The sequence below is a fragment of the Bradyrhizobium sp. AUGA SZCCT0176 genome (genome assembly GCF_018130145.1).
GTDB lineage: Bacteria > Pseudomonadota > Alphaproteobacteria > Rhizobiales > Xanthobacteraceae > Bradyrhizobium.
The window spans coordinates 109996-127999 of sequence record NZ_JAFCMB010000005.1; the positions used below are offsets into that span (position 1 = coordinate 109996).

Genomic DNA, 18004 nt, shown 5'->3' on the forward strand with positions numbered 1-18004 from the left:
GGGGTACAGGTCTCACTTCAAGTGCGCTCGCGGATAGAGCCCCTCACCCCAACCCTCTAAGAGCGAGCTTCGCTCGTCTCGACCCCGCGAAGAGCGGGGCGAGGGAGCAGAGAGAGTCACCCCACCCGCCACTCCAACACGCCATCACCGGCCGTGACGATCTCGCCGAGCGACCCCACCGGTGTGCGCTCCATGTTGCGCAGATGCGCCAGCGTGGCGCTGTCGCTCGCCGGCACTCGCGCCAGGGCACGCGCGTCATCCGCCGTGCGCATCATCACCACGCCATGCTCGACATCGCCCTTGCCGCCATAGATCACGGTAAAGCTCTCGACCTTGCCCTTGCCGCTGGCTTCCGTGACGAATTCAGGCACGGCGCCCTTGCGGCGGTCGGCTTCGGCCTGGACGCTGGTGTCCTGCGCCAGAGCCTCTCTCGGTGCTTGTCGCGAGAGCACCAGGCCATGATGTTTGGTAACAAATCCGCCCTGGCCGTAGAGCAGGCCGAGCGTGCCGCCTTCACGCAGCTTCCTCACCATCGCGCAGGCCGCGTGCGTCATATAGGTGTTGAGCGGCGCGCCGAAAAAGGTGAGGCCGCCGGTGACGGTGGGCCTGACATCGGGGCCGAGGCCGAGCGTCCGGCGCGCCATCTTGGGCACGCAGGGAAAGCAGCTGTACAATTCGATCGCGTCGAATTTTTTGCCGTCGCCCTCCACCAGATCCATCACGGCGTTGAGCACGGCATTCTGCGGATGGCTCTCAAAAAACTGATCTCGCACCAGATAGTCGCGCGGCTCTTCCGCCGACGCACCGCCTAACGGATAGATCAGCTTGTCCTCGGGCACGCCGGCGGCGCGCGCCTTTGCCAGCGACGTCATCAGGATCGCGCCGCCCATGTTGACGGTCGGGTTGGCTACCATCAGCTTGGTGTAGGGCCAGGCGATCGGCCGGTTTTCCGGTGTCGGCGTTGTGATCTCGTCCGGCGTGAACTGCTTCTTCAGCCAGGAATTGGGATTCTCCGACGCCACGCGCGCATAGGTCGACCACAACTGTCCGGATTCGGCCAGCGCCTCGCGCGGGGTCTGGCCCCAATGCGCTGATGTGGCGGACTCATACAGCGGATAGACCGTGATGGGGCGGAACACGCCGAGCGTCACCGCCATCGGCTTCTGGAACGCCGCGCCGCGCTTCGGCTCCTCGACGTCATGGGCAAACGGCGTCCATGGCAGATCGATACCGGCCCGCTGTGCTTTAGTTGCGGTCGACTGCGCCTCGGCGCCGCACACCGCCGCCACGCTGCATTCGCCGCGCGCGATGCGCTTGGCCGCCTCATGCAGGTAACGGATGGGGCTCTCGCCGCCGACCGGGCCGTAATAGCAATGCGCCGGTTTCGCGCCGAGCCGCATCGCGAGCAGTTTTTCGGGATCGCGGTAGCGCCAGCTCAGGAAATTGACGACGTCGAGCGAGCCGAGTTCGCCAAGCAGTTTTGCGCCACTGTCAGCCTCCGCGCGCTTCAGCGCCTGTTCCAGCAGCGCGAGCGGTTCGAGTCCGGCGGCGATATCCTTTGGCCGGTCGACGATTTCGCCGACGCCGACGATGACGGGAATGCGGTCTTCGGGGATGGAGGTCATTTATTCTTGTTTCTCTTGCTGGGTATCACGTTAGGTGTTTTCACTCTATCCCCGTCATTGCCTGCAACAAACGCAAAGCGTTTGTGCAAGGGAGCGCTTGCGACGAAGCAATCCATTCTTTCTTTCCGCGGCGCGATGGATTGCTTCGCTTCGCTCGCAATGACGGGGAGATGTCGTCATTCCTCCATCAACGCGTTCATATGCTCGACCGCGTCGACAAAATCTTCCTTGAATTCCTGCACCACCGCGCCGGCGGATTTGACGCTGTCGATCAGGCCGACGCCCTGGCCGACGAAATAACTGACGAGGTCGCGCGCCTGGACGTTGCCGGCAGCCGCGGCGCGGTCGATCGAGTTGAAGGCGTCGCGGCTGATGATGCTTTGCAGCGGCATCGGCAGCGCGCCGGGGCTGTCGGGCCCGCGGTCCCAGGCATCGGTCCATACCGAGCGCAATTGCCGCGCGGGCTTGCCGGTACGGCCCTTGGAGCGGATGGCATCGCGCGAGGACGCCGCAATCATCTTCTCACGAAAAATTTCGGTGGTCTCGGATTCGACCGTGGCAAGCCACACCGAGCCGGTCCAGACCCCGGCCGCGCCCATCGCCATGCAGGCGGCCATCTGGTGTCCGGTCATGATGCCGCCCGCGGCCAGCACCGGCACGTTGCGGATCGGCTTGATCGCCTTGATCACCTCCGGCACCAGCACCATGGTGGAAACTTCGCCGCAATGGCCGCCGGCTTCGGTGCCCTGCGCCACCAGGATATCGACGCCGGCTGCGACCTGCCGAAGCGCGTGCTCCTTGGAACCAATGAGGGCGGCGACCGGCACGTCGTGCTTGCGGCCCATCTCGATCATCGCCTTCGGCGGCACGCCGAGCGCGTTGGCGATCAGCCTGATCGGATGACGGAAGGATACGTCGAGCAACTCCAGCGCGATCTCGGCGTCAAACGGTTGCGGCTGGTTGTCGGCGACACTCTCGGTCGTGAGTTCGATGTTGTATTTCTTCAGGAGGTTGCGGGTGAAATCACGGTGCTCTTGCGAAACCCGCTTCTCCAGGCTTTTCCAGGAAACGTTCTTCTCGCCTGATGTCGAGATGTTTTCCGGGATCAGCACATCGATGCCGTAGGGCTTGCCGTCGACGTGGTCGTCGATCCATTTTAGTTCCTGCTCCAGCGTCTCTGGCAAATATCGGGTCGCACCCAGCACGCCAAATCCACCGGCGCGGCTGACGGCGGCGACCACGTCGCGGCAATGGCTGAACGCCAGCAGCGGAAATTCTATTCCCAGCATGTCGCAGATCGGGGATTTCATGGTCGTATCCGTTCCCTGGGGCGGCTTTGACGCCGCTCGTTGTTGGTTTTTGTTTGCCGTGTTGACCGACGCTAGCCCATCAGGGGCTGGGATGCCAAGCGGCTTTCCCGACACGTAATCTTTCGCATTCCACGTCGCAAAATATGCAACCCGGCGCGGCCGATTTGTCTCTTGCGCTTTCGTACCCAGCGGAGAATGCTGTTTGCCAAATCGACAATAAATCGAGGGAGCCCGCATTCATGTCCGCATTGCCATCCGTTTCCGGGAAAGTTTCCGAGAGCTACGACGTCGTCGTGGTCGGCGCGGGCTTTGCCGGCATGTACATGCTGCATAAACTGCGCGGGCAGGGCTTTTCAGCGCGGGTCTATGAGCAGGGCGATGGCGTCGGCGGCACCTGGTACTGGAACCGCTATCCCGGCGCGCGCTGCGATGTCGAGAGCATGCAATATTCCTATTCGTTCTCCGAACAGCTGCAGCAGGAATGGGACTGGAGCGAGCGCTACGCGCCGCAGCCGGAGATTTTGAAGTACGCCAACCACGTCGCCGACCGTTTTGGTCTCCGTCCCGACATCCAGTTCAACACCGTCGTCGAACGCGCGGAGTTCGATGAGCGTACCAACCTCTGGTCGGTCGCCACCTCCGACGGCAAGACCGTGACCGCAAAATTCGTCGTGCTCGCCACCGGCTGCCTGTCGAACGCACGGATGCCCGAGATCAAGGGTCTCGATAGTTTTGAGGGCAAGATCTATCACACCGGACACTGGCCGCATGGAACCGTCGATTTCACCGGCCAGCGCGTCGGTGTGATCGGCACGGGATCGTCGGGCATCCAGTCGGTGCCTGTGATCGCCGAGCAGGCCGGCCACCTCACGGTGTTTCAGCGCACCGCGAATTTCTCAATTCCCGCCCGCAACGCCATGCTGACCGAGGAAGAGCGGCAGGCGTTCCGCGCCAAATATCCGGAAGTCAGGCAATTCGCGCGCACGGAATCGCGCAACGGCATCTATACCGAAATGCCCGACCGCGGCGCGCTTGACGATGGCGACAACGAGCGCCGCTCCAAATACGAAGCGCGCTGGAACCGCGGCGGGCTCACCTTCATGTCTGTCTACAACAACCTCGCGCTGGACCAGGCCGCCAACGACACCGCCGCCGATTTCGTCCGCGAAAAGATCGCCGAAATCGTCAAGGATCCCGAGAAGGCAAGATTGCTGCAGCCGAACAATCATCCGATCGGCTCAAAGCGCATCTGCATCGACACCGAATATTTTTCGACCTTCAACCGTCCGAACGTGACGCTGGTCGACATCAAGGCCAACCCGATCGAGGAGATCACGGCCAATGCCGTCCGCACCGGCGGCAAGGACTACGAAGTCGATGCATTGGTGCTGGCGACCGGCTTCGACGCGATGACCGGGTCGGTCGCCAGGATCGACATCCGCGGCCGCAATGGACAGACGCTGAACCAGAAATGGGCCGAGGGTCCGCGCACCTATCTCGGCCTGATGAGCGCCGGCTTTCCCAATCTCTTCGTCATCACCGGTCCCGGCAGCCCGTCGGTGCTGTCGAACATGATCGTCTCGATCGAGCAGCATGTCGACTGGATCACCGACTGCGTGACCTATATGCGCGACCGCGGCTTTGAGGCCATGGAAGCCAAAAAGGACGCCGAGGATAATTGGGTCGCCCACGTCAACGAAGTCGCCTACACCACGCTCTATCCGCAGGCCAATTCCTGGTACATGGGCGCCAACGTCCCCGGCAAGCCACGCATCTTCATGCCTTATATCGGCGGCGTCGGGCCTTATCGGCAGATCTGCGACGACGTCGCGGCGAAGGGGTATGAGGGCTTTGCGATGACGGGCGCGGAGCCCGCGCAGAAACGTGCCGCGTCATCCTGAGTTCTATCGTCATGCCCGGGCTTGTCCCGGGCATCCACGCCTTGCTTTCTGCGTTGTTGCAAAGACGTGGATGGCCGGGACAAGCCCGGCCATGACGGAGGGTAGATCAGCGGATCATCCCCGTAACCGCCGCGCCAACACCTCCACAAACCGATCCGCATCCGCCTCATCATTGTAAACATGCGGCGATATCCGCAGCCGTCCCAATCGCGGCGCGACGTAGACGCCGTCGCTGGCCAGTCCCTCGACGAGTCCCGCCGGCATCCCGCCCTTGAACGCCAGGCTCAAAATATGCGGCGCGCGCAGCCGCGCATCCGGTACGCTGACGCCGATGTCTCGCACGCCTTCCGCAATCCGCTCCGTCAGCATCGCGATACGCTGCACCACGGCCGCGGCGCCCCATTCGGCGAGCATTTCCATGCCAATGGACGCCATCTCCATCGAAATAAAATAATCGCGCTCGCCCATGTCGAAGCGGCGCGCATCGGGTACGTAATTGAGATCGGTGAAATAGACCGAATTCTCGGCGCGCACGTCGCGGCGGCCGGCTGAGGTCTGCTCCAGCGGAATGCCGTTCTGATGGCGTTTTGCAACATAGAGAAAGGCGCGGCCGTAAGGCCCGAGCACCCATTTGTAGGTCGGGAACAGCACGAAATCCGGATCGAGACGCTTGACGTCCATCGCCAGCACACCGACGCCTTGCGTGGCGTCGATCAGGAACATCGCGCCGCGCGCCCTGAGCGCCGCGCTCACTTTGTCGACGTCGACCAGCCCGCCATCCGACCAGTGCACCGAGGAGATCGAGGCGAGGCTGACCGGCGCTGCACCCGATGTATCGATCACGGCCAGCACCGCCGACGTCCAGTCGCCGTCTTCGGGTTGTCGAACCGTCTCGACCGTGAACCCCTGCGCCTCGGCGCGCGCGTGCCATTCCAGCACCGGGGAGGAGTGATCGCTTTCCAGCACGATCACGCGCGTTCCGCGGGGAATGGTCAAAAGCTTAGCCGCCGTCGCGACGCCGTAACTGATCGAGGGAGTCAGCGCGATATCGGATGGCTCGGCATTGATCAGGCGGGCAGCAGCGGCGCGTGCGCGTTCGTTCTGCTGGTTGGCAAAGGAAGCCGGCAGCGTCCATGGCGTGCCCTTGCGCCCGACCGCGGCGCGGCCGGCTTCCAAAGTCCGGATCGGCAAGGGGCTGTAGGAGGCGGCATTCAGGTAGCAAATCTCGCGCGGGATATCGAACAAAGCGCGTTGGGAGGCAAGCATCCGGAAGATCTCTCTTGTGGTGACCCGTCCATTATGGCCGATCCCGGCCGGGCCAGCCACAAAGGCATTGCTCCGAGTACAACTCTGCCGCGCCTCATGATTTTATTTGCTGAACCTGGGCTATGGCAGGCGCGACCAAAGGGCGTTCGCAGAGCTCCACGATATCAGTGGCAACAGAGGCGGCCATGTCACTTTCCTACGAAACCCAACGACCCATCGCCTCGGACAATATCGTCGCCGGCGCGGTCTACGTCCTTTACGGCGTAGGATATTTCGCCGGGATTACAGCGCTGATGGGCGTCATCATCGCGTATGTGAAAGTCGAAGATACCGACCCCGTGATGCAGTCGCATTTCCGGTTTCAGATCAGGACCTTCTGGATCGGACTGCTGTACCTTGCGATCGGCATTCCGTTGAGCCTGGTGCTGATCGGCCTGCCGATTGTTGCCTGGTGGTTCATCTGGTCGCTCATCCGCATCGTCAAGGGCGGCTTGTTGAGCATCGAGCACAAACCGATCGTCAATCCCAGGTCCTGGCTGTTCGGATAGTCTGGCGGGGGACTGCCCCCTAAACCTCCAGCCACTCCTTGCGCACGCCGGCATTGGCGGCGAGTTCCGCCGGTGTTCCCTCGAACACGATGCGGCCGTGGCCCATCACATAGAGGCGGCGGGAAATCTTCAGTGCGATGGTGAGCTTCTGCTCCACCAGAAGAATCGCGGTGCCACGGCGCGCGATTTCGTCGAGCAGGGTGCCGACCTGTTCGACCAGCTTTGGCGCGAGCCCCTCCGTCGGCTCGTCGATGATCGCGACATGGACCTGACGCGGACCGCCACGGGAATTGTTGGGCTGCCATGCAGCATCTTGCGGTTGGCGGCGACAGCCCCAAGGTATACCAGACTCACGCATTGTAATTCCGCCGCGCGGCAGATCGCCTCTATCACACGGCCGAAAGAAGCCTGGAGCCAACACGAATGAACGACGTTGTTACCGACCCCACCGCCTATGTGCCGCCCCAAGTCTGGACCTGGAATAAAGCAAGCGGCGGCCGCTTCGCCAGCATCAACCGGCCGATCGCAGGCCCCACGCATGACAAGGAACTGCCGGTCGGCCGGCATCCGTTTCAGCTCTATTCGCTGGCGACGCCGAACGGCGTCAAGGTCACCGTCATGTTCGAGGAGTTGCTTGCGGCTGGTCACAGCGGCGCCGAGTATGACGCGTGGCTGATCAAGATCGACGGCAACCAGTTCGGCAGCGGCTTTGTCGCTGTCAATCCGAACTCCAAGATCCCGGCGCTGATGGACCGCAGCGGACCGAAGCCGATCCGGCTGTTCGAATCCGGCGCGATCCTGATGCATCTGGCTGAAAAGTTCGGTGCCTTTCTGCCGGCAGGCGGCGAGGCGCGGGCGGAATGCCTGTCATGGCTGTTCTGGCAGATGGGCAGCGCGCCGTTTCTCGGTGGCGGCTTCGGCCATTTCTACGCCTACGCGCCGACCAAGATCGAATACGCCATCGATCGCTACGCCATGGAGGTGAAGCGTCAGCTCGACGTGCTCGACCGGCGGCTTGCCGACAATGAATATCTCGCCGGCAGCGAATACACGATTGCCGACATGGCCACCTGGCCGTGGTACGGCGCGCTTGCGAAGGGTCTCGTCTACGGCGCCGGCGAATTCCTGTCGGTGCACGAATACAAGAACGTGCAGCGCTGGACCGACGCGATTGCAAAGCGCCCGGCGGTGAAGCGCGGGCGCATGGTCAACCGGATCTCGGGCGATCCGGCCAGCCAGCTGCACGAGCGGCATGAAGCCAGCGATTTCGACACCAACACGCAGGACAAGATCGGCGAGCCGAGCAACGCACCGACGTAGTTCGTAGGGTGGGCAAAGGCGCACTTGCGCCGTGCCCACCACGCTTATCCGTGCAAATAATTGGAGTGGTGGGCACGCCTCGCTTTGCCCACCCTACGAACAAAAAATCCGAACCGAGGAAACCGCATGCCTACTTTCGAAAAAGGCGCCGTTCGTATCCACTACGAGGAGGCCGGCTCCGGCTTTCCGCTACTGATGATCGCCGGCGGCGGATTGAACTCGACGATCGCGGGCCTGTCGGGCAGTTACCCGCCGTTCGATTCGTTCGAGGAGTTCAAGGGCGAGTACCGCTGTATCGCGGCCGATTTACGCAACGCCAATACCGGGCAATCCACCGGCCCGCTCGAAATCGACCGGCCCTGGGATTCCCACACCGACGATCATCTCGGCCTGATGGATCACCTCGGAATCAACAAGTTCATGGTGCTCGGCTTCTGCATCGGCGGCCCCCTGATCTGGAATCTGCTGAAGCGCGCGCCGGACCGCATCGTTGCCGCCGTGCTGGCGCAACCGTCAGGCTCGCGTCCCGAGATGCGCGATTTGTTCTACGACAACAATACCAAAGGCTGGGCGCCGGAGCTCTTGAAGCAGCGGCCCGACATCACCGCGGAGACAACAGATAAGTTCCTGACCAAAATGTACCGCACCAATCCCGACTTCGTCTTCACGGTGACGCGCGACTTCGTGCGCCAGTGCCGGACACCGGTGCTGATCCTGCCCGACGATATTCCGGCACACCCTTATGCGGTCGCGATGGAGTCGGCGATGCTGGCGCCGAACGCGGAAGTCAGCATGTTTCCGTGGAAGGAGCCCAAGGAGCGGATACCGCTGGCGGTACGCCAGATCCGCTCGTTCCTGCGCGCGCACCGGCCGGTGGCGTAGCTTGTAGGGTGGGCAAAGCGAAGCGTGCCCACCATTTCAACCGCGTTTCGAATGAAAATGGTGGGCGCGGCGCAAGCGCGCCTTTGCCCACCCTACGAAGCGCCCAGCAAGTCGTTATCTTCCGGATGCTTGCGCATGTAACCCTGGATGAACTCGCATTCGACCGTGAGCTTGCGTCCCTGCGCCCGTACTGCATCGAGCGTCGTGCGCGCCAGTTTGGAGCCGACGCCTTTGCCGCCGAGCTCCGGCGGCACTTCGGTATGCACCAGTGTGATCGCGCCTGGCGATTTCCGATAGGTGACAAAGGCGATCGCGCCTTCGATTTCGAGTTCAAACCGGTTGCCGGCTTCATTGTCGCGGAAAGTGTCGGTCATGCGCGATCTCGTTTGGTGCGTAGGGTGGGTAGAGCGAAGCGAAACCAACCGTCTTAATCGGCAGCTATTGATGGGTTTCGCTGCGCTCTACCCATTCTGCAATCTAATCCACCTACAGATTACGAACTACTTCGCCGGAAGTTCCGGCGCCGGCGGGAACACGACGCGGTCGTCGGTGCGGCAATAGCGGTCGGCGAACATGCGGCCGATCGGGTGGTAGCGCTCCATGTGCACGCGCATCGTCTGCGCATCCCACAATTCGTCGCGGATGTAGAAATTGATGCCTTCGCCCATGATCAGCGTGCGGTCGCCATTGACGTCGATGGTCTTCCAGATCTTGCACTCCATCGCCCAGGGCGCGTCGGCCAGCCGCGGCGCGGCGACACGGGTCGAGGGGGTGAGTTTCAAGCCGAGATAGCCGGGCTCGCCGACATCGGGCGGAAAGTCGCCGCTGGAATCGTGCATTGCCCGCGCCAGCGGCTCGTCGGTGAGGTTGACGACGAATTCGCCGGTGCGCTGGATGTTGACCAGCGTATCCTTGACGCGTCCGTCGGGCCGCAGATTGACCGCGAACATGCACAGCGGCGGGTCTTCGCAGAACACATTGAAGAAGCTGAACGGCGCCGCGTTGACCACGCCGGTCGGGCCCACTGAAGTAACCCAGGCGATCGGCCGCGGCAGCACGAATCCGGCGAGCAGCTTGTAGCGCTCGCGCGGTTGCAGGTTTTCAGGCGCGTATTCCATTCTGCGTTTCCTGTTTGACGCGTCGGGCGCGCGTGGGGACTCACTGCGAGCGAATTTGCGGAGGCACCCCCACCCCAACCCAACCCAAGAGCGAGCTTTGCTCGTCTCGACCCCCGCAAGGGCGGGAGAGGGGCGCGCTGGTGTTTGTCGAACGATCGAGAATAACAATGGTCGAGATTGAGCTCACTGCTCGTCACGCGCGGTGCTCGTCTCCCTCTCCCGCTCTTGCGGGGGAGGGCGGGGTGGGGGCGCCCCACGGGGATTCCCAGTAACGCGCCCCCAACCAACCTTACGGCATGCTCAGTTCGTGCCGTCCGACCACCATCCAGTGCACCTCATCCGGACCGTCGGCGAAGCGCAGATGCCGGACGTCCTGGTACATTTCGCCGAGCTGGCTCCATTGCGAAATGCCTGTGGCGCCGTGCATCTGGATCGCCTGGTCGATGATCTTGCAGGTGCGCTCGGGCACCATGGCTTTCACCATGCTGACCCAGATCCGCGCTTCCTTGTTGCCGAGCACGTCCATCGCCTTGGCGGCCTTGAGCACCATCAGACGCATCGCCTCGATTTCGCAGCGCGCCTGCGCGATGATCTGCAGATTGCCGCCGAGATGGGCGATCTTCTTGCCGAAGGCTTCGCGGGTGAGGCCGCGCGACACCATCAGGTCGAGCGCCTTTTCCGCCTTGCCGATGGTGCGCATGCAGTGATGGATGCGGCCCGGCCCTAAGCGAACCTGCGAAATCTCAAAGCCGCGGCCTTCGCCGAGCAGCATGTTTTCCTTCGGCACCCGGCAATTGTTGAAGCGCAGGTGCATGTGGCCGCGCGGCGCGTGGTCGTGGCCGAACACGTGCATCGGGCCCAGGATTTCCACGCCGGGGGTGTCGATCGGCACCAGGATCTGCGACTGCTGCTTGCTCGGCGGTGCATCCGGATTGGTCTTCACCATCACGATCATGATCTTGCAGCGCGGATCGCCGGCGCCGGAGATGTAGTACTTCTCGCCGTTGATCACCCATTCGTCGCCGACGAGCTTTGCCGAGGTCGAGATGTTCTTGGCGTCGGAGGAGGCGACATTCGGCTCGGTCATCGCATAGGCCGAGCGGATTTCACCGGCCAGCAGCGGCTTCAGCCATTTTTCCTTCTGAGCCTTGGTGCCGACGCGCTCCAGCACTTCCATGTTGCCGGTGTCGGGCGCCGAGCAGTTCATGGTCTCCGACGCCATCGGATTTTTCGCCAGCTCAACCGCGATATAGGCGTAGTCGAGGTTTTTGAGGCCCTGGCCGGTCTCGTCGTCGGGCAGGAAGAAGTTCCACAAACCTACTTCCTTGGCCTTGTCCTTGGCCTTCTGCAGGCACGCAAGCTGTTCCGGCGTAAAGCTCCAGCGGTCGGTCTTTTTCTCGCCAAGCTTTGCGAATTCGACCGACATCGGGTCGACGGTTTCGCGGATGAACTTCTTGACGTGCTCGTAGAGCGGACGGACCTCGTCCGACATCCGGAGATCATTGAGTTCTTCGCCCGGATTGAGGTTGTAGGTCGTCGTTCGCGGGATGTAGGCGTGTTTCATCAGGGTCCTCCCATGCGGCGTTTTCCATTCTGCGGATAATCTTTGGAACGCGCCTGTTGGGCCGCAATCTAGACGCCTGCGCGGTCCCTGCACAAGCGGGACGAGGCTCCGCGCGCAGCGCCCTGCCGCTAATGCATGCGGTGATGCCGCGCCGGGGAATCGGATGCGTATCCCCGCAATTGGGCATATTGCTTCATCTGATCGGGGAGCAGGATTTGCGCCGTTTCGAGGTGATATTTCAGATGCGCGTTGCGCAGTTCCGCCTGCGTCTGCCCGATCTTCGTCGTCGCTTCCCTCAGCGCGTCTGATGTGATCGAACGGTTGGCGAATTGCCGGTCGAGCGCGCTTTCCTGCCCGATCAGGCTGAGCCCGATCGGTGTCGCTTCCGCTTTCATTGTTTCAAACAGTGTTTGAATCCGTTGCTTCTGTGCCGCCGACAGCGCCAGCTTGTCGGACAATTCCAGCACGTGCATCGGGCCGGGGTAGCCGTTCAGTTCGGCCGCCAGCGCCAGGCCCATACCCTTGCCGGCTTTGAGATCGTCGATCTGCTGCGCGGACAGCGCCTTGATCGAGCGGCCCTGCATCCCCGCATAGGGCGACTGCGCCATTGCTGCGGTCGAAGCGAGGGCGAGGACGGTGATGGCGGTGGCAATGGCTTTCATGAATATCTCCTGCTTCGAAGGATTGATCATACCCATCCGGATCTCCCGTAGGCATCAAGCTTCCGTCAGGTCACCACAGGGGACGTCATTGCGAGGAGCGAAGCGACGAAGCAATCCATTCTTTCTTTGTCGCACGATGGATTGCTTCGCTTCGCTCGCAATGACGGAAGGGTTCACTCCACGCGCTGAAAGACGCTGAATTGAAAGTGCTGTTGCGAGCCCCAGGGCGTGGCATGGTCGCTCTGCCGGCTTTGCAGCAGCCTGAACCCCGGTCCCAGCGTCTGCCCGAGCCGCGCCGCATCGTAGCGCATCACCGGCAGGCCGCTGCATTTCTCGGGTCCGTCCAGCGCGAAGGTTGCGATGATGGCGCGGCCGCCGATCTTCAAACCCTGCTTGAACCGCGCGATGTAGTCCGCGCGGTCACTCTCCTCGGTCAGGAAGTGAAACGCCGCCCGGTCATGCCAGATGTCATAGGCCCGCGACGGCTGCCATGTGGTGGCGTCGGCCACAAGCCAGTGCGCGCGCGACGCGCGTTCGCCGAGACGGGCCTTGGCGGCCTCCAATGCCGCCGCCGACAGATCGAGCACGGTGATGTCGGAAAATCCCTGATCGATGAGGTGATCGACCAGCCGCGACGCGCCGCCACCGATGTCGACGATCGCCTGATGGGGCGCGGCCCCGATCTCGGCGATCAGCGCCAGCGACGGGGCAGGGCTTTCCTGAAACCAGCTGACCTCGTTCTCGCCTTTGCTGGTGTAGACGTTCTCCCAGTGCGCCTGGCGGCTTTCGCTTTCCATCCCGTCCTCCTCCGCCCTGCGGGGGCCAACATCATATTCCGGCCTCGCCCGGCTTGCCATTGAGATTCATCGCCGGGTGGAGAATCCGCTGCAGCCGCGCGCCTTTGACCAGCGCATAGATCGCGGGAATCACGATCAGGGTCAGCAGCGTCGATGAGATCATGCCGCCGATCATCGGCACCGCGATGCGCTGCATGATTTCAGAACCCGTGCCCGTGCTCCACATGATCGGCAATAGCCCCGCCATGATGGCGACGACCGTCATCATTTTCGGCCGCACCCGCTCCACCGCGCCCTCCATGATTGCATCGTAAAGGTCCTGCTTGGTCAGCGCGCGGCCCTCGGCCGACCGACGCGCCCTGATCTCGTCGAGCGCCTGGTTGAGATAGATCAGCATCACGACGCCGGTCTCGGCGGCGACGCCAGCAAGCGCGATGAAGCCGACGACGACGGCGACCGATAGATTAAAACCCAGCCACCACATCAGCCAGAGCCCGCCGACCAGTGCGAACGGCAGCGACAGCATCACGATCATGGTTTCGGTCAGCGAGCGGAAGTTGAGGTAGAGCAGCAGGAAGATGATCATCAGCGTCACCGGCACCACGATCTTCAGCCGTGCGGTGGCGCGTTCGAGGTATTCGTAACTCCCGCTCCACATCACGTAGGCGCCCGGCGGGAACTCGATGCTGGCCTTCACCGCGGCCTGCGCGTCGGCGACGTAGCTGCCGATGTCGCGGTCGCGGATATCGACATAGATGTAGACGGCGAGCTGTCCGTTCTCGGTACGGATCGAGGTCGGCCCGCGCGATGGTGCGACCTTGGCGACTTCGCCGAGCGGCACCGCGCCGCCGCCCGGCATCGGCACCAGCACGTCGCGGATGATCGATTGCGTATCGCCGCGCAGGTCGCGGGGATAGCGCATGTTGACGCCGAAGCGCTGGCGTCCCTCGACGGTCGTGGTGACGGTCTGGCCGCCAAGCGCGGTCGCGATCACGTCGTTGACGTCCTGCACCATGATGCCGTAGCGCGCCATTGCCGCGCGGTCGGGGACGATGTCGAGGTAATAGCCGCCGATGCCGCGTTCGGCATAGGCCGACGACGTGCCCGGCACCGCCTTGAGCACCTGTTCGATCTGTTTTGCCAGCCGGTCGATCTCGTTGAGATCAGTGCCGATCACCTTGACGCCAACAGGCGTCCGGATGCCGGTCGACAGCATGTCGATGCGCGCCTTGATCGGCTGGGTCCAGGCGTTGGAAACGCCGGGAAACTGCAGCGCCCGGTCCATATCGGCGGTCAGGCTCTCCACGGTGACGCCGGCCCGCCATTCCGCCTTTGGTTTGAGATTGATCACGGTCTCGAACATTTCGGAGGGGGCGGGATCGGTCGCCGTCAGGGCGCGTCCGGCCTTGCCATACACGGAAGCCACTTCCGGAAAACTTCGGATGATCCGGTCCTGGGTCTGCAGCAATTCACCGGCCTTGGTGACGGATATGCCGGGCAGTGTCGTCGGCATGTAGAGCAAAGTGCCTTCGTTGAGGTTAGGCATGAACTCGGTGCCAAGCTGCCGCGCCGGCCAGATCGTTACGGCGAGCACTGCCACCGCCAGAACGATCACCAGCACCTTGGCGCGCATCACGGCCTTGATGACGGGACGATAGACCCAGATCAGGAAGCGGTTGATCGGGTTCCTGTGCTCGGGAATGATCTTGCCGCGCACGAAGATTACCATCAACGCCGGCACCAGCGTCACCGACAGCAACGCCGCCGCCGCCATCGCAAAGGTCTTGGTGAAGGCGAGCGGGCTGAACAGCCGGCCTTCCTGCGATTCCAGCGTAAATATCGGCATAAACGACACGGTGATGATCATCAGGCTGAAGAACAGCGCCGGCCCCACCTGTGACGCCGCTTCGATCAGCACATCGATGCGCGATCGCCCGGGCTCGGCGCGCTCCAGATGCTTGTGTGCGTTTTCGATCATCACGATGGCCGCATCGACCATGGCGCCGATCGCGATCGCGATGCCGCCGAGACTCATGATGTTGGAGCCGAGGCCGAGCAGCTTCATGGCGCCGAACGCCATCAGCACCCCGACCGGCAGCATCAGGATCGCGACCAGGGCGCTGCGGACATGCAGCAGGAACACGATGCACACCAGCGCGACGATCACGCTCTCTTCGAACAGGGTGCGCTTGAGCGTATCGATCGCAGCAACGATCAGCTCCGAGCGGTCATAGACCGCGACGATCTCGACCGATTTCGGCAGGCCGCTGGCGATCTCGGTAATCCGCTTCTTGACGTTCTGGATCACGTCCAGCGCGTTGACGCCGAACCGCTGCAGCACGATTCCGCTGGCGACTTCGCCTTCACCGTTGAGTTCGGTGATGCCGCGCCGCTCGTCCGGGCCGAGCTCGACGCGGGCGACGTCTTTCAGCAGCACCGGCGTGCCGCCGCTACTCTTGAGCACGATATTGCCGAGGTCGTTGATGCCCTTGATGTAGCCCTTGCCGCGAATGACGTATTCGAATTCGGACAGTTCGACGGTGCGGCCGCCGACATCGGCATTGCTGGCGCGGATCGCGTCGCGCATCTTGGGCATGGTGATGCCGAGGTCGCGCATGCGCTGCGGATCGAGCACCACGTTGTATTGCCGGACGAATCCGCCGACGCTGGCGACCTCGGCGACGCCTTCCGCCTTTGCAAGCGCGAATTTCAGATTCCAGTCCTGGATCGCGCGGGTGTCGGCGAGGTTCAGCTCTTTCGACATCACGGCGTATTGGTAGACCCAGCCGACGCCGGTGGCGTCCGGTCCCATCGTCGGCGTCACGCCCGCGGGCAGGCGCCCCGAAGCGCTGTTGAGGAATTCCAGCACGCGCGACCGCGCCCAGTAGATGTCGGTGCCGTCCTCGAAGATCACATAGACGAACGACACGCCGAAGAACGAGAACCCGCGCACCACCTTTGAGCGCGGCACCGTCAGCATCGCCGTGGTCAAGGGATAGGTGACCTGGTCCTCGATCACCTGCGGCGCCTGGCCGGGATACTCGGTATAGACGATCACCTGGGTGTCGGAGAGGTCGGGAATGGCGTCGAGCGGCAGATGCGCCAGCGCATAGAGGCCGGCAGCGGTAGCGAAACCGGCGCCGAACAGCACCAGCAGCAGATTGCGGGCCGACCACGCGATCAGGCGGGCGATCATTGCTGCGCTCCGTCGGCAAAGCCCTTCAGCGCGGCCTTCAGATTGCTTTCCGCATCGATCAGGAAGTTCGCCGAGACCACTACCGGCTCGCCTTCGCTGACGCCGTCGCGCACCTCCACATAACCGTCGCCGCGATGGCCGAGCTTGACTTCGCGGGGCTCGAAGCGGCCTTCGCCTTTGTCGACGAGCACCGCCTGGCGCCGGCCGGTGTCCATCACGGCGCTCTCCGGGATTGTCAGCACCGGCGCGGAGCTGCCGATATCGATCTCGGCATCGACATACATGTCGTGGATCAGCACCAGGTCGGGATTGGCAAGCTCTATTCGCAGGCGCCCGGTGCGTGTCTCCTTGTTGATCTGCGGATAGATGACGCTGATCGTCCCGGTGAATGTGCGGCCCGGAAAACCGCGCGCCTTGACGGTCGCCGGTTGCCCGAGCGCGAGCATCCCCATGTCGCGTTCGGCGACGTCGATGATCGCCCAGAGCTGCCTGTGGTCGGCGATCCGGAACAGCACTTCGCCCGGCTGCGCGCGCGCGCCCTCGATGGCGTTGCGCTCGAGCACGATGCCGTCACGCGGTGAAGTCCATTCGATGCCGATCGGAACCGTCCGGCTCTTCTCCATCGCCGCGATGGCCGCTTCGGGCACGTCGAGATTCATCAGCCGCTGCCGTGAACCTTTGCCATAGGTGGCGTCGGTCCCGATGGCCTTGGAGTTGATGGTTGAAATGTACTCGGCCGACGCCGACGAAACCGCCGGACTGTAGACTTCCATCAAGGGCTGGCCCTGGGCGACGTGGCTCCCGGTGGTGACGTTCGCGACCTTCTGGATATAGCTTTCGGCCCGCATCGCGATCACGGAGACGCGGCGTTCGTCGAGCTGAATGGTGCCCGGCGCGTGGATCGTGCTGCGGATGGTGCGCGGCGCCGCGGGCTCCGACCTGACGCCGGTGCGCTGGATTTTCCCCGGCGACAGCTTTACCGAGCCGTCATCGCTGTCTTCGCCCTCATAGACGGCGATGTAGTCCATCCCCATCGAATCCTTCTTGGGGGTGGGGGAGGTGTCCGGCAGTCCCATCGGGTTGCGGTAGTATTTGATCTTGCGATCAGCGCCGCCGGCGGACGCGGCCGGCGCTGTCTTCTCGAGAGCGTCCAGATCGAAACTCACGTCGGCCCCGGCGGGAACGGCGCGATAGTCGCGGCCGTCGGGCGTCTTTTTCGGCGTCAGCGAATACGACGGTTTGCCGTCCGGATCCTGATAATAGATCGGCGCGCGGCTCTCGTCGGCCGCAGCGCGCGTGATCATGGCGATGGTCCGCGCGGGCAGTCCCTGCGCGCCGGCGAGGACGAGCCCGGCACCCGCCGCCGCGATCAACACGGCGGTGGCGCTTGCGATGATGGCGGGGTTCATTTCTGCGCCGTGATGACAAGCTTGTTGTCGATGGTACCGGTCTCGCCCTGGACCTTCGCGCCGAGCGAAAGCTGCCAGCGGCCGGCCATGCCGAATGTCGCCTTGAACTTATAGGTACCTGGCTCGGCACCCGGCACCGGCGTGAGCTTGGTCGCCATTTCCTGCATGCCATCCGGAGCCATGTCGAGGCGGGTGGCAAAGATGACGGCATCCGGTACCGGCTTTCCGGTCTTTGTGTTCATCAGCCGAACGGTGATGGTCTTGTCGGGTCCGGCCTGGACGGCCTGATCGACGAGTTCGAACTTGTAGTCCTTGATGTCAGCGAGCGCGGCCGTACTTGCGCCGCCGATAGCGGCAACGATCAGCGCGGCCCGCAAGGCGCGCGCGTGGGTGAACGTCTTCATTT

General features: G+C 63.1%; 15 protein-coding genes and 1 pseudogene. 4 read left to right on the forward strand and 12 right to left on the reverse strand.

Going from position 1 to position 18004, the window contains the following annotated elements; genetic code table 11:
• Positions 1–116: 116 nt before the first annotated feature.
• Positions 117–1625 (reverse strand): acetyl-CoA acetyltransferase, encoded by a 1509-nt coding sequence (locus tag JQ600_RS14385; protein WP_212489960.1) that lies wholly within the window; start codon positions 1623–1625, stop codon positions 117–119.
• 176 nt (positions 1626–1801) lie between these two features.
• Complete coding sequence (locus JQ600_RS14390) at positions 1802–2935, reverse strand: nitronate monooxygenase (RefSeq protein ID WP_212385762.1); 1134 nt, start codon at positions 2933–2935, stop codon at positions 1802–1804.
• A gap of 239 nt (positions 2936–3174) precedes the next feature.
• Here JQ600_RS14390 and JQ600_RS14395 point away from each other — a divergent pair, with 239 nt between their 5' ends.
• On the forward strand, positions 3175–4836 hold the full coding sequence (locus JQ600_RS14395; protein ID WP_212385761.1) for an NAD(P)/FAD-dependent oxidoreductase: 1662 nt from the start codon (positions 3175–3177) through the stop codon (positions 4834–4836).
• Between the two features lie 114 nt (positions 4837–4950).
• Here JQ600_RS14395 and JQ600_RS14400 read toward each other — a convergent pair whose 3' ends face one another.
• Complete coding sequence (locus JQ600_RS14400; protein WP_212385760.1) at positions 4951–6102, reverse strand: aminotransferase class V-fold PLP-dependent enzyme; 1152 nt, start codon at positions 6100–6102, stop codon at positions 4951–4953.
• A gap of 185 nt (positions 6103–6287) precedes the next feature.
• Here JQ600_RS14400 and JQ600_RS14405 point away from each other — a divergent pair, with 185 nt between their 5' ends.
• A complete protein-coding gene (locus JQ600_RS14405; RefSeq protein ID WP_212385759.1) occupies positions 6288–6650 on the forward strand; it encodes a hypothetical protein in 363 nt (120 codons plus the stop codon).
• A 19-nt stretch (positions 6651–6669) separates the two neighbouring features.
• Here the strand turns inward: JQ600_RS14405 and JQ600_RS14410 are convergent.
• Positions 6670–6906, reverse strand: a pseudogene (locus JQ600_RS14410) (ABC transporter ATP-binding protein); the annotation flags it as partial.
• 167 nt (positions 6907–7073) lie between these two features.
• On the opposite strand from JQ600_RS14410, the gene yghU reads away from it, so the two are divergent.
• Both yghU and JQ600_RS14420 read left to right on the forward strand, forming a co-directional pair.
• The gene (gene yghU / locus JQ600_RS14415; RefSeq protein WP_212268350.1) at positions 7074–7970 is read left to right on the forward strand and encodes a glutathione-dependent disulfide-bond oxidoreductase; all 897 of its coding nucleotides are present in this window, start codon (positions 7074–7076) and stop codon (positions 7968–7970) included.
• 126 nt (positions 7971–8096) lie between these two features.
• Positions 8097–8852 (forward strand): alpha/beta fold hydrolase, encoded by a 756-nt coding sequence (locus JQ600_RS14420; RefSeq protein ID WP_212385758.1) that lies wholly within the window; start codon positions 8097–8099, stop codon positions 8850–8852.
• Positions 8853–8944: 92 nt separating this feature from the next.
• Here JQ600_RS14420 and JQ600_RS14425 read toward each other — a convergent pair whose 3' ends face one another.
• From JQ600_RS14425 to JQ600_RS14460, 8 genes are all read right to left on the reverse strand, one after another.
• A complete protein-coding gene (locus JQ600_RS14425; protein WP_212385757.1) occupies positions 8945–9226 on the reverse strand; it encodes a GNAT family N-acetyltransferase in 282 nt (93 codons plus the stop codon).
• Between the two features lie 126 nt (positions 9227–9352).
• Entirely contained in the window at positions 9353–9970 is a 618-nt protein-coding gene (locus JQ600_RS14430; RefSeq protein ID WP_212385756.1) for a flavin reductase family protein, read from the reverse strand.
• Between the two features lie 289 nt (positions 9971–10259).
• A complete protein-coding gene (locus tag JQ600_RS14435) occupies positions 10260–11537 on the reverse strand; it encodes an acyl-CoA dehydrogenase family protein (RefSeq protein WP_192737444.1) in 1278 nt (425 codons plus the stop codon).
• Between the two features lie 125 nt (positions 11538–11662).
• Positions 11663–12196: a Spy/CpxP family protein refolding chaperone gene (locus tag JQ600_RS14440; RefSeq protein WP_212385994.1), complete on the reverse strand. Its 534-nt coding sequence runs from the start codon at positions 12194–12196 to the stop codon at positions 11663–11665.
• 173 nt (positions 12197–12369) lie between these two features.
• On the reverse strand, positions 12370–12993 hold the full coding sequence (locus JQ600_RS14445; protein ID WP_212385755.1) for a trans-aconitate 2-methyltransferase: 624 nt from the start codon (positions 12991–12993) through the stop codon (positions 12370–12372).
• A gap of 31 nt (positions 12994–13024) precedes the next feature.
• On the reverse strand, positions 13025–16189 hold the full coding sequence (locus tag JQ600_RS14450; protein ID WP_212385754.1) for an efflux RND transporter permease subunit: 3165 nt from the start codon (positions 16187–16189) through the stop codon (positions 13025–13027).
• Positions 16186–17598, reverse strand: coding sequence for an efflux RND transporter periplasmic adaptor subunit (locus JQ600_RS14455; protein ID WP_212385753.1), 1413 nt, complete (start codon positions 17596–17598; stop codon positions 16186–16188). Before JQ600_RS14455 ends, JQ600_RS14450 begins: the two co-directional genes overlap by 4 nt.
• Positions 17595–18002, reverse strand: coding sequence for a FixH family protein (locus JQ600_RS14460; RefSeq protein WP_212385752.1), 408 nt, complete (start codon positions 18000–18002; stop codon positions 17595–17597). Before JQ600_RS14460 ends, JQ600_RS14455 begins: the two co-directional genes overlap by 4 nt.
• Positions 18003–18004 lie beyond the last annotated feature (2 nt).

What these genes read in the sequence shown, in the direction of transcription:
- JQ600_RS14385 (WP_212489960.1), bottom strand. Translation starts at nt 1,625, where the DNA reads ATGACCTCCATCCCCGAAGACCGCATTCCCGTCATCGTCGGCGTCGGC.
- JQ600_RS14390 (WP_212385762.1), bottom strand. Translation starts at nt 2,935, where the DNA reads ATGAAATCCCCGATCTGCGACATGCTGGGAATAGAATTTCCGCTGCTG.
- JQ600_RS14395 (WP_212385761.1), top strand. Translation starts at nt 3,175, where the DNA reads ATGTCCGCATTGCCATCCGTTTCCGGGAAAGTTTCCGAGAGCTACGAC.
- JQ600_RS14400 (WP_212385760.1), bottom strand. Translation starts at nt 6,102, where the DNA reads ATGCTTGCCTCCCAACGCGCTTTGTTCGATATCCCGCGCGAGATTTGC.
- JQ600_RS14405 (WP_212385759.1), top strand. Translation starts at nt 6,288, where the DNA reads ATGTCACTTTCCTACGAAACCCAACGACCCATCGCCTCGGACAATATC.
- yghU (WP_212268350.1), top strand. Translation starts at nt 7,074, where the DNA reads ATGAACGACGTTGTTACCGACCCCACCGCCTATGTGCCGCCCCAAGTC.
- JQ600_RS14420 (WP_212385758.1), top strand. Translation starts at nt 8,097, where the DNA reads ATGCCTACTTTCGAAAAAGGCGCCGTTCGTATCCACTACGAGGAGGCC.
- JQ600_RS14425 (WP_212385757.1), bottom strand. Translation starts at nt 9,226, where the DNA reads ATGACCGACACTTTCCGCGACAATGAAGCCGGCAACCGGTTTGAACTC.
- JQ600_RS14430 (WP_212385756.1), bottom strand. Translation starts at nt 9,970, where the DNA reads ATGGAATACGCGCCTGAAAACCTGCAACCGCGCGAGCGCTACAAGCTG.
- JQ600_RS14440 (WP_212385994.1), bottom strand. Translation starts at nt 12,196, where the DNA reads ATGAAAGCCATTGCCACCGCCATCACCGTCCTCGCCCTCGCTTCGACC.
- JQ600_RS14445 (WP_212385755.1), bottom strand. Translation starts at nt 12,993, where the DNA reads ATGGAAAGCGAAAGCCGCCAGGCGCACTGGGAGAACGTCTACACCAGC.
- JQ600_RS14450 (WP_212385754.1), bottom strand. Translation starts at nt 16,189, where the DNA reads ATGATCGCCCGCCTGATCGCGTGGTCGGCCCGCAATCTGCTGCTGGTG.
- JQ600_RS14455 (WP_212385753.1), bottom strand. Translation starts at nt 17,598, where the DNA reads ATGAACCCCGCCATCATCGCAAGCGCCACCGCCGTGTTGATCGCGGCG.
- JQ600_RS14460 (WP_212385752.1), bottom strand. Translation starts at nt 18,002, where the DNA reads ATGAAGACGTTCACCCACGCGCGCGCCTTGCGGGCCGCGCTGATCGTT.